Here is a 10,401-nt window from a genome sequence, read left to right as displayed (position 1 = left end):
GGTCAGGCCTCCTGCTGCCGTATGTCTTTTGCACGGTAGTACTGATCGTCGGTGAGCAAATTGAAAAGGACGAGCGACGAGCCCATCGAATCTGATTGCTTGTAATCCCCGGGAAAGAACATGAGCATCGGCTTGCTTGTCACGACGCTCTGCAAGTTATTCAGCACGTTGTGCGACCGGATGTACGGAAATACTTCGCCGATGCCGGTAAGGAAGAAGATGTCAAAGTCGCCGTCGGCGAGCTTCGCGCGGATTGCGGGAGCGATCTTCGTCTCCGGATCGAGAAGGTTTTGTAGGGGCTTCATGAAGTCGGCCTTGTCCTGCTCGGGTTCGAGAGCGATCAGCCGATCCCATACCCCGCGCGCTTTGAGGATCTCCACCGACAGGTCGTAGAGATTAACCTCGCGGACCACGACGCCCTTGTTCGCCAGCCGGTTCTTGATGCGCTTCTTCGACTCCGCGACCGCGAGTGCATCCTCGGGGTCGTAGGGGTAGATGAAAAACGGCACCTCGTTGCTCAGGCCCTCCATCTGGAGAAATCGTCTGCCACTAAGAACGGCAAACAGGTGCTCTTCCTGATTAGCTATCTCAGTCCGCGTCACGACCGGGCCCTGACTGCAGCGTCATCAGAAGTCGGGAAGAACCGCATGTCATTGGGGGCATGCGTCGCTAAGGCAGTGGCGACGCGTTGAGACATCACGGCCTGTTGTATGCGTCCGCCCCCTGAAACAAAGCCCGCCTCAATGAGCATCCGGATCAAGTTTGACCGCAGTTTGCGCCGCGTGGAGTCCTTGAGTTCAGCCAACTCGTTGTGCCACAAAGACTTGCTACGCACGAAGCTGTCGAAGTCGTCATGTGTGAGGGTCGGCGTAAGCAAAAGGAACCGCTCTCGTAGGACCTCCTCAGCGAACTCTCCTATGAGGTCATATCGACGGCAGGCCGCCGCCCACAGCAAATGTCCGCGCTCGGTTGACGTTGCCTCAGTGAGCAGTTCGATCTCGTCGACGGTTAGCACAGCGAGCCGCTGCACAACCTCGCGCGCGAGCCTGGACCCAGAGGAGACCGTGCGGGCTTGCAGTAGGTTCTCCTCAGCGATCACCGTTCGAACTTTTGCCCAGTCGCGTTCGCGCAAGTAGACGGGCGCAACGATCGCGGCCTCACGCATGAGGAGGGCTCCACTGGTAAATGAGAGCGCATAGCGCTGCGTCGTCGCATGCTGCTCAACCAAAGGGAGGCCTCATCTCAGATCTCACGGTAAGTAGGCACTTGGGCACTCGGACGTCAGTTGATCCCGTCACCGGGGTCCTTTGACACGTCGCTGCCGCCGCTGCGGACCCACTCATCGACCTCGCTTGCCTGGAACTTCCAGAGCCTGCCGACCTTGTGGGCTGGCATGCGTTTATCGGTGATCCACGTATAAACCGTGTCTTTTGTGATCCCCAGATGCGCGGCAATGCCATCGGCGGACAGCCATGGTTCGGCCACGGTGGAGCCTCCAGTCGGGATTGGCAACGTCGGATAAAAGCCATCCTAGCTTCAACTGCATGTCTTCTTAGGGTTTGGCTGGGTTTGACCGGGTTAAGCCTGCATGAGTTACGAGGCTTGACCCGCAGATCGTCCGGAACGTCACGTTAGGCTGTCGCAATGACAGAACTCTGGATTGCGTTGGTAGTCGCAGTTGTTGTGGCCGCCGGCGGCCTCCTCACTCTAACTCTTCGCAGGCACAGAAGTGCTAGCCGAGACGACGCCGCAAGAACCACAGTGACGACTGAGACTTCGCCGAGCGAGACCTTGGCACCCGTCCGGGTTCTCCCCGCTTCGGGGCTCCTGGTTCCAGAGGCCGTCTTGTCTGCAACCGGCGCATCCGTCTCGGTCGAGGAGGCGCTTGAGGTCGCTTCAATTCCGATGGCGTTCGAGTACCACCCGATCACCGACATTGAGCTAACAAAGTACAAGTCGGTTCCAGTGAATGCTGCCATTCAGCAGGCACTCACCAACGTCGTCCGTGCAGTGGATCCGAAGAGTGCCACACTTTTCAAGGTAGTGGTGCCGAAGGGTGCCGAGCTTGTTCGCGCGGTTGGCACCAGCGGGTTCCGCGGATTCGCGCGCGGACCCGCCAGTATCTCGGCTCAGGCTGTCCTGTATCCGGTGGGGGTCGGAGGTGCCGCGGTTGCTGGTTGGCCGATCTTGGCAGTGGGTGCCTCGGTGATGGCTCTGGACATGCTCGCTCAGCGGGAACAGAGGGTTCATCAGCGGCGGGTCGAGACAATCCTGGGACGTCAGGAGAAGCGATACGTAGACATGCGTATTGCGGCCCAACGAACGACGGACAAACGACTGTCCAAAGCAATCAGTTCCATGCTCGACGGCGGGCTTCCTGATCTGGACGTTGTTCAGCAAAGTGCCGGCGAGGAGTTCCACAACGCGGACATATTCTTGGAGCAAACCTGGTCTGCCATCCAGTCACTCCTGGAGTCTGGTGTGGGCAGCGGTGCTGTTGACTATCGCAAACTGGAAAAAGCCCTCGGCGGCAAGACGAAAGATCTCGACCATTTCTTTCGCGAACTTCACTTCGCTCGTGCCGCTGTCGCCCTCGGACGAAAAGCGCTTCTCGCCGACGCCGCGAAAGCAGCGCTTGCCGATCCTGGCAACCCATACCTTGCCTTTCGAAAGTCTCTTGAGCGAGACGCAGCGGATGTGAGAAGGGCTGAGAGCCGCGAGGCTCAGGTCACCGAGGCACTCACCACGCTGGAGCTCACTGGTCGTTGGCATAAGACCAAGAAGTCGATGGCTGGCCGGCAGACAGCTTTTCGTGAACGGGTGACGCCTCCACGGATCGATCCGCCTGACACCGTGCAGTACATCGCGCTTCCTTCGGGTGAGATCCATCAGCTCGTGCCAATTGAAGTCCAGTCCGGCGAGGAGTTAGAGGCTCAACATCCGAATGGCGTATCAGCATGATCAATGCGCCGCGATGGGGCAAGGGTTGATCTTGTTCTTGCCTGATCGCGCGGTCGGGCAACAGTTCGTGGGGGATACCGCGCCTTGCATTCGAGAGTCCAATCGGTACATCTCACCCCTCGTAGCGGCGTGGTGGAAAGCCATACGTCGTTCGTGCCGTGAGATGATCGGGCCAAGATCTAGATCCATGCGCCGGTCGGATAACCGCGGTTCGCGCGACGATCAGCAACTGCATGGAACGCATTGCTAGTCGCAGTGGTTATGAGAAGGGTGAGACTGTGTCGACGAACAGTGGGATTGAGTGGACTGAGGTGACATGGAACCCTGTCACAGGTTGCGATCGGGTCGCTGCAGGGTGCGACAACTGTTACGCTCTGGCGCTCGCGAAGCGTCTGAAGGCCATGGGTGCGGAGAAGTACCAGACCGACGGTGACCCCCGGACCTCCGGTCCTGGATTCGGGGTCACGACGCACCCGGCAGCATTGAAGCAGCCCCTTAGCTGGCGTAAACCCAAAATTGTCTTCGTGAATTCGATGAGCGACTTGTTCCATGCCAAGGTTCCGCTCGACTTCATTCGCGACATCTTTGACGTCATGCGCCAGACACCACAGCACACCTACCAGGTGTTGACCAAGCGGGCTCATCGGATGGCGAGGGTGGCAGACAAGCTTGATTGGCCAGACAACCTGTGGATGGGAGTCTCGGTGGAGTCGTTTGATGTCGTCGATCGCATTGACTACCTTCGAGCTGTACCAGCCGCAACACGATTCCTGTCCTGCGAACCGCTCATCACAGCATTGCCGACACTGAACCTTGAAAGCATCGACTGGGTGATCGTCGGTGGCGAGTCCGGTCCGCGCGCACGACCCATGGATCCGACCTGGGCCGAAGACATCCGTGACCAGTGCCTTGAAGCCGATGTGGCGTTCTTCTTCAAGCAGTGGGGCGGGCGGACGCCAAAGGCCAACGGACGCGAACTCGGAGGACGCACCTGGGATGACATGCCGCAACTCGCTGCAGCGTCAGCCTAGCCGGTGGCCTTGCGAATGACGTGTTGGTGGGGCTTGGCTCCTTTGGTAGCGAACTCGATCTCGCCTGACTTCACGAGCGCACGAAGTGCGGCCGAGAAGGCCGTCTCCTTGGCCTCTCCGTAGAGATCGCCATAGACCTCCCGGACGTGTTCGACTACCGCCTTCGGCCGACCGTCCGACACCAAAGAACGCAGGTTGTCGGTGATGTGTCTGATCGCCGAGTCGTGTTCACGTTCGAACTGAACTGCGACAGTGTCCCAGAGCATGCCCTCGCGTTCGTCGGGGTCCGGTCCGAGGCAGTCGATCCATTTTTCCCGTGCCTTTGCCGAAGCAACCCCGAACACCCAGAAGCCATACGGAGCCTGGGTGAGGAAAATCAAGTAGTACACGGGCTGGTGATGAACCTGCCGTCGCACCGGCGCGACGACGCTGCCATAGTTGGTGCCGGCCGCGAGTCGTCGGGCGTACTCGTGTGCGACAGCATCCGCGGCCGCCTCCCAGGAGGTCCCGCCAGAAGCCGCGTGCGCTTGCAATGCCACGTCACGCCACCACTCGCCCCCGCACACTGAGTCCGCTTTGGCGACGCCTCCAAGGTCGAGTTGCCCCTTCTTCAACTGTCCGCCAGCACGGCGAATGAGGTCAGCGTTGAAATTCAGCAGAACCTCCGTCCGAGGCCATGAACCTCGCTTGTGGAGGACGTTCTTGATCGAATCCATGGGCAGCCCCGCGCCGCAGGGGTCAAGGAAAACGAACAGGCTCGCGCCTACGGCGAGCTGCCTGACCTCGTCGAGGTGCTGCCCGCAATCCCCGTTCCGGCTGTCAACATGGATGCCACGGTTACGGTACTCATCGGCCACCTTATCGAGAGACACAAAGTCCTCGCGGTTCCTCTCGACCAGGAAGAGGTCGATCCTTGTGGAGTTCTTAGCCTTCTGGGCTGCGAGCATCATGCGCTCGGCGGATCCTGCCTCGCCGGTGTCAAAGCGTCCCCTGCCAGCAAAGCCGTCGAACAGCACCGCCCTCTTCGGCGTCAGCTTGCTCGCCGTCATCGTTGCAAACCTAATGACGTACTGCTCAAGAATCCCGTGCTTGTAGACCGACTGCGGCTTCGGACTCTCCAGCAGTCCAGCCTCGGTTCCAGTTGCCATCCCCCAACTCCGATCTTCCTTAGCAACGTCGAGCTTTGACTCCATGGTTATCCAGTAAATGGAGTAACGTCACCATGATAGAGATAGTATGTCAGCGCACAGGAAGGCCCCTCGACCGCCATGCGGCGACTCTAGCTGAGTGGAGGCCTTTCGGAGCCTGATTCGCTTCCTGAGTCGGTCCACGAGTTCTACGCAGCTCGGCGGGCTCGGGCAGGCGTTGCTCCCGCGTCAGCCGTACTCGCGGAGGATCTTGGCGACACGGTCGGTGAGCTCGTCGGCCCTGGCGAGGATCCGCTCTTCTTCCTCCGGCGAGATCGTGCGCGCGGCGGGACGAGGTTCGGGATCCAACACTGGGGTTGGGACAGGCACGGGGCCCTCGAGCAGTGCGTCCATGGCGCGGATGACCGCCGAGAGTGACGAGGGGTGCATTGAGGAATAAGGGTCGATGTAGCCCCACCGATCGATCGCCGGCAGCATACCGACGCAGAGGAGCCAGTCGGGACTCGCGTCGGGAAGCACATGACGGTGCTCGTCGTCCTTCTGGTCGCGGCGGCGGCCCAGTGCCTTGACGGATTCGTGTGACCATCCGTTGTTGGTGCCGATGACGTCGAGCCACGACCACGCGGCGCATGCGGGGCAGGACTGCGGATCGGGGGTGACGCCGATGCGCGGGCGCAGCCGCTGCATCTCTTCGGAACGAAGACCTAGAGCGGCCGACCGATTCAGGCCCAGTCCTCCGTGTTCGGGTAGCGCGATCAGCACCGCGGCGAAGAGCATCCGCCGCAGCCGCAGGCGGAAGACCCAGTGGGTCGCCGGGTCCTGTATCAGGATGGTGGCGCGCTTCATGAGCCGGTGAAGTGACCCGGGGTCGTCTTTGTGGGCGTGCGGCCAGGCAGGGGCGACGGTCGGCTCCGGATCGATCATTCGGCGCAGCGAGGCCAGCACGGCGCGCGAGGGTCTTGCTTGCCTGGAGAACAGAGCGAGGACTGTATCGTCGACACGTTCGGCGGGCCTTCCCGCCACGGAGCACCAGTCGGTCCAAAGGTCGGGCAGGGCAATCGTCATTCTCCTGATTGTCCCACCGGGCGCTGGGCGCGAGCTCTATCTTCCGCTCCTGTGTCCACCTGAATCCGAGCGCATGATGATGTGCTCAATGTGACCGATTCGACAGTCATCGCGTCACGCGAGGGTGGTCCTCTTCCATGCCCCGATAAGAGCAATTATCAGGAACCTGCGATCGAATGTCGCACTTGTGTCTGGGCCGGTGGGCAACACTGGAGACATGAGCGCGATAGCGGGAAACGGGCGGCGATCCCAACTGGCGGCGGTTGCCGAGCCTCCACTGATCCTGGATCCGGAGATCGATGAAGAGCTGGAAGAGCTCGAAGCAATCTCGCGCGGTCTCGAGGAGCACACGCTTTCGGCGAATACACGGCGGGCATACGAAAAGGCATGGAGGTCGTTCACATGGTTCTGCGACTTGCATTCACTTGAGGCGCTTCCAGCCCACCCTGAGGCTGTCCGCTGGTATGTCGCCTGGATGTCCACGCAGACCGACGAATGGGGTTTGCCCCGGTTTGCGACGGCAACCATCAGACAGCATTTGGCGGGAGTCGCGAATCGTCACGTGAAAGACGGCTACCTCGACCCGACTGGTCACAAGGCCGTCAGTGATCTGGTCCGCGGACTGGCAAAGCTCAGGGCAACGCGGCCGGTGAGGAAAAGGCCCCTGCTGCTGGACGACGTGACCAGGATTATCGGAACCATGGACCACGACGTATATCCGAACGGCGTGTCTGCAGCACGCGACGCAGTCGCTTTATGGCTGGGCTTCGCTGGTGCCCTGAGGCGCAGCGAGGCAGCTGGCCTGCAGATGAAGGACCTGGAACTGCATCCCAAGGACGGGATCCATGTGCATGTTGGTGCATCAAAAGCAGACCAGGAGAACGCCGAGGCGGATGTGGTGGTGCTCCCCTTCGGGTCGACGGCAATGACCTGTGCTCCGTGTGCGGTACATCGCTGGGTCGCGCTGGTCGGAATAGCCCAGGAGGCCGACGCCTCACAGCGCCGGCGCAGGACCATGCGTCAGTTGTTCGCCTACCAGCTGGACGATCATGTGTGCGGCTCCGAAGGAGGATACGGACTCATCAGCAGCGCGGACCTGGCGTCTGTGACACCTCTGATGCGGGCGACCTACCGCAACAGGTACGACGCGCGGATCCATAAGGTGAGCGTCAGCGGTGATGCTCTGCATTCGATGCTGCTTGTTCGAATGGCCGAGGCAGGTATGGATCCGTCGGCGTACGGCTTCCACTCATTGAGGGCAGGGCACGTCACCCAAGCCCGGCGAAACGGTGCGACCACTGAGGAGATCATGCGCGCCGGCCGCTGGAGGCGGGCCGAGACGGTAAACATCTACGATCGGGAGTACAACCCCGCGGCTCGCAACAGTGTTACGCGCTTGGGCTTGTAGGGCCTGGTTCTTCGGTCTCGTCTTCAAGCGGGACGCGGGCGTCGATGCTGTCCATGAGTCTGGGGTCGATCCGGGCCTGGAGCTCAGCGCTTCCACCCAGCGCCTGGATTGCCCGGGTGATACGCAGGACTTCCAGCCGGCTCTTCTCCCATTCACGCTGGGCCAGAGCAAGGTCCGCCAGGTACTGCTGCAGCTGAGCCTCGGACTCGGCCTCATGGTCGTCGGCGACCAGGAGTGCCAGTGGGACATCGAGGGCCTTGGCGGCCGCGACGGCTTCATCTAGCCGAACAGCGCGGATTTGCTGCTCGATACGCGTCACTGCCGACGGGTCCACATTCGTGCCAAGAATTTCTGCAATCCTTCGGGCCAATTCGGCCTGGCTGATGCCCAGGCGCTCTCTCTCTTGGCGCAGACGGCGTGCAAAGAGGTCTCCGGGCAATGAATTCATGGGGCTGGGGCTCCTGGTCGGGGTGGTTTGGCGGTCGGACGGGACAGTGGCACTTCTGAATAACAAGGCTACGCGGTCATGCCGGCGCAGCATGTTGAAAGCGCCGTCATGCGAAATCTACACGTCTTTGAGCTGAACTTCATCACGCCGCTCCATGGGTACGTTTCGCCTGATCTACGAGGATATTCGACTGCCTATGGATCGATTAGTCGAGTGATGATGCGATAGGTCAGTCGAATGATGTAGATTAGACCTTGAGGATGTGCACGTATACGAGTCTCTAAGCGAGGTTGGCCGCATGATTGCAAACACTCCGGCCCTCTTGGTCGGGAGTCGAGTCGCATCACGAGACATCAATGACAGGGCACCGTATGCTCTATCTATGCGAGAGTGGTGCTAGGTGCCTTGTGACTCACTGTCATGTCACGAATCATACGAAAGGCGAGAGGAAAGAACCATGACGAAGATCTACGAGGCAGCAGTCCTGACGCAGGCGAGCCTGCCCACCGCGGCCTGGGACCTGACCAGCTTCCTGGAAAACACCAAGACGCAGATCCAGCTCTGGGGCGGTCTGGTGCTCATGCTGCTGGGTGCTGTCGGTCTGGTCTGGGGCGGCGTGCTCCTGATCAAGAAACTGATGGCCAACCCGCAGACCGCAGGCCAGCAGCAGGGCTGGGGCACGATCGCCCTGCTCATCCTGGTCGGCGGCGCATTCGGCACCGGCGGCTGGTCGCTGGTCTCGACGATCGGCTCCGGCGGACAGCAAACCATTGAAGACCTCGGCGGCGGCACTGCAATCGTCCAGTCCTTCAACGGAGTCTTTGACATTACTTCCGGCTGGTAGGCGTCGCCGACAGAGGCCACGCACACGACCGGAATTACAAGGCGTCGTCGAACCGGGCCGGTAGAGGTGTGATGCCTCCGCCGGCCCGGTTCGTCGTTTCCGGGACTGGACCACGGCACAGGCGGCAATAAGAGCGAGGACAGGCAGGCAAGGGATTATGGGGATCAAAGACAAGGCGAAGGCCTTTGGCAAGAAGTTCAAGCTCGATTCGCATCACGCGATCGAGCGTTTCGGGGTGTTCTTCGGCATTTTCGCGCTCATGGGCACGATCGTGATCGCCGGGTCGGGAGCAGCGGCCATCAAGGCAGGCAGTGACACACTGTCCCACACGGCGCTTTACAACACCGAGTTCACGAGTTCGAAGACGCAGCTCAAGGGCGACGTCGACGGCATTTACACCAACAAGGCCGGCGACAGGGCGCTGGTCATGATGCACTTCGGGACCAAGGCGTCGATCTCATACAACGCGGCAGACTATCAGGCCTTCCTGCTGGGTTCCGACACCGATCTCAGTACCAAGACCGTGAAGACCGGCGGAATCCGGGGCACCTTCCACGTCTTCGGTTCGACCGGCTACGTCGGAGTGCTGCTCGAGGCGGACGAACCCTTCGACAGGCAGGTGCTCAACCTGACGATCCGGGCGAACGCCGAGCTTTCCTACGACGAGCGTCAGCAAGCCACCGGAAACACTGACGAGGCCGCGCGTGACTCGAGCTTCTCCAAGTATGACCAGTGGCGTGTCTTCTTCAATCCCGGCGCGGACGGAGCGGAGAAGATCCCGGCCCTCGAAGCTATGAACTTCGACCCCGCCCGGGCTTACTACGACGTGGTTCTCAAGGCCGAGGAGGCCAAGACCCGAGAGAAGCTGGATCAGAAGTTACTGGCGATGCGCACGAATTTGGCGCAGATCCAGTCCTACACCTCGGACCTGCAGACGACCAAGGTTGACGGTTTGTTCCTGCGTCCGCCGTCGGTACCGACAACCGTCACCGGTGACGAGATCAGCGGAGCCTCGGCCGCCGAGGCGGAGAACGGCGTTTCAACGCTGGCTTTGGAGACCGATCACACGGTCCCTGGCGGTTTTGATCTCAACTGGCGCGCGGGCAACGTCTACGACGGTTACCTCGATGTGTTGGTGCCCTCGGGCGAGGGATACGTCGAATTCCTGGCAGCCAAGCGCCAGGAAGGCTCGGACGCCACGAGCCAGCAGATCTCCAGTATGAAGTGGATCCTCTCGGATGGTTCCGACCTCAAAAACGACTACCAGTCTTCAGATGTCACGATGCGGCCTCTGACGAATGTGATGAACAACCTGTCGCAGGCGTACCAGGACTACGGCAAGAGCAAGTCCGAGTACCAGTCGACGCTCCTGCTCGACCTTTTGCGGCTGGACGTGCAGCTGCGCGACGTGCAGTCCAACAGCACTGTCAACGAGTCCAAGGACTTTCTGAAGACGCTCTACTGAGCGCCTTCCGGATCCCACACAAAACGACCTC

The 10,401-nt window shown here is 60.7% G+C and carries 11 protein-coding genes; 5 read left to right on the top strand and 6 right to left on the bottom strand.

The features are described from left to right. Positions 1-2: 2 nt before the first annotated feature. From MU551_RS01470 to MU551_RS01460, 3 genes are read right to left on the bottom strand one after another with little or no spacing between them, the layout of a single operon-like run. Positions 3-602, bottom strand: a complete 600-nt coding sequence (locus tag MU551_RS01470) for a DUF1788 domain-containing protein (protein WP_247040358.1) — start codon at positions 600-602, stop codon at positions 3-5. Next, positions 599-1,228: a DUF1819 family protein gene (locus tag MU551_RS01465; RefSeq protein ID WP_247040357.1), complete on the bottom strand. Its 630-nt coding sequence runs from the start codon at positions 1,226-1,228 to the stop codon at positions 599-601. Before MU551_RS01465 ends, MU551_RS01470 begins: the two co-directional genes overlap by 4 nt. Positions 1,229-1,281: 53 nt before the next feature. Then, complete coding sequence (locus MU551_RS01460; RefSeq protein WP_247040356.1) at positions 1,282-1,485, bottom strand: helix-turn-helix domain-containing protein; 204 nt, start codon at positions 1,483-1,485, stop codon at positions 1,282-1,284. A gap of 159 nt (positions 1,486-1,644) precedes the next feature. Between MU551_RS01460 and MU551_RS01455 the strand changes: the two genes are divergently transcribed. After that, positions 1,645-2,961, top strand: coding sequence for a hypothetical protein (locus tag MU551_RS01455; RefSeq protein WP_247040355.1), 1,317 nt, complete (start codon positions 1,645-1,647; stop codon positions 2,959-2,961). Positions 2,962-3,239: 278 nt separating this feature from the next. Further along, positions 3,240-3,992 (top strand): DUF5131 family protein, encoded by a 753-nt coding sequence (locus tag MU551_RS01450; protein ID WP_247040354.1) that lies wholly within the window; start codon positions 3,240-3,242, stop codon positions 3,990-3,992. Here MU551_RS01450 and tcmP read toward each other — a convergent pair. Both tcmP and MU551_RS01440 read right to left on the bottom strand, forming a co-directional pair. Then, positions 3,989-5,140 carry a three-Cys-motif partner protein TcmP gene (gene tcmP / locus MU551_RS01445; RefSeq protein WP_247040353.1) on the bottom strand — a complete coding sequence of 384 codons (1,152 nt, stop codon included), beginning with the start codon at positions 5,138-5,140 and terminating at the stop codon, positions 3,989-3,991. The genes MU551_RS01450 and tcmP overlap by 4 nt on opposite strands. Before the next feature lie 228 nt (positions 5,141-5,368). After that, positions 5,369-6,205, bottom strand: a complete 837-nt coding sequence (locus MU551_RS01440) for a hypothetical protein (protein WP_247040352.1) — start codon at positions 6,203-6,205, stop codon at positions 5,369-5,371. A gap of 217 nt (positions 6,206-6,422) precedes the next feature. On the opposite strand from MU551_RS01440, the gene MU551_RS01435 reads away from it, so the two are divergent. After that, positions 6,423-7,613, top strand: a complete 1,191-nt coding sequence (locus MU551_RS01435; protein ID WP_247040351.1) for a site-specific integrase — start codon at positions 6,423-6,425, stop codon at positions 7,611-7,613. Here MU551_RS01435 and MU551_RS01430 read toward each other — a convergent pair. After that, complete coding sequence (locus tag MU551_RS01430) at positions 7,594-8,061, bottom strand: helix-turn-helix domain-containing protein (RefSeq protein ID WP_247040350.1); 468 nt, start codon at positions 8,059-8,061, stop codon at positions 7,594-7,596. The genes MU551_RS01435 and MU551_RS01430 overlap by 20 nt on opposite strands. 457 nt (positions 8,062-8,518) lie before the next feature. On the opposite strand from MU551_RS01430, the gene MU551_RS01425 reads away from it, so the two are divergent. Then, positions 8,519-8,905, top strand: a complete 387-nt coding sequence (locus MU551_RS01425; RefSeq protein WP_247040349.1) for a hypothetical protein — start codon at positions 8,519-8,521, stop codon at positions 8,903-8,905. 157 nt (positions 8,906-9,062) lie between these two features. Further along, positions 9,063-10,370 (top strand): hypothetical protein, encoded by a 1,308-nt coding sequence (locus MU551_RS01420; RefSeq protein WP_247040348.1) that lies wholly within the window; start codon positions 9,063-9,065, stop codon positions 10,368-10,370. Positions 10,371-10,401 lie beyond the last annotated feature (31 nt).

The organism is Arthrobacter rhizosphaerae, assembly GCF_023062595.1.
GTDB classification, from domain to species: Bacteria; Actinomycetota; Actinomycetes; order Actinomycetales; family Micrococcaceae; genus Arthrobacter; species Arthrobacter rhizosphaerae.
The sequence above is the reverse complement of the archived record's forward strand: the minus strand, read 5'-3'. Positions and strand labels throughout refer to the sequence as shown.

Bases quoted from the DNA above. Each gene is read 5' to 3' on its own strand.
- MU551_RS01455 (WP_247040355.1), top strand. From the start codon at position 1,645: ATGACAGAACTCTGGATTGCGTTGGTAGTCGCAGTTGTTGTGGCCGCC.
- tcmP (WP_247040353.1), bottom strand. From the start codon at position 5,140: ATGGCAACTGGAACCGAGGCTGGACTGCTGGAGAGTCCGAAGCCGCAG.
- MU551_RS01440 (WP_247040352.1), bottom strand. From the start codon at position 6,205: ATGACGATTGCCCTGCCCGACCTTTGGACCGACTGGTGCTCCGTGGCG.
- MU551_RS01435 (WP_247040351.1), top strand. From the start codon at position 6,423: ATGAGCGCGATAGCGGGAAACGGGCGGCGATCCCAACTGGCGGCGGTT.
- MU551_RS01430 (WP_247040350.1), bottom strand. From the start codon at position 8,061: ATGAATTCATTGCCCGGAGACCTCTTTGCACGCCGTCTGCGCCAAGAG.
- MU551_RS01425 (WP_247040349.1), top strand. From the start codon at position 8,519: ATGACGAAGATCTACGAGGCAGCAGTCCTGACGCAGGCGAGCCTGCCC.
- MU551_RS01420 (WP_247040348.1), top strand. From the start codon at position 9,063: ATGGGGATCAAAGACAAGGCGAAGGCCTTTGGCAAGAAGTTCAAGCTC.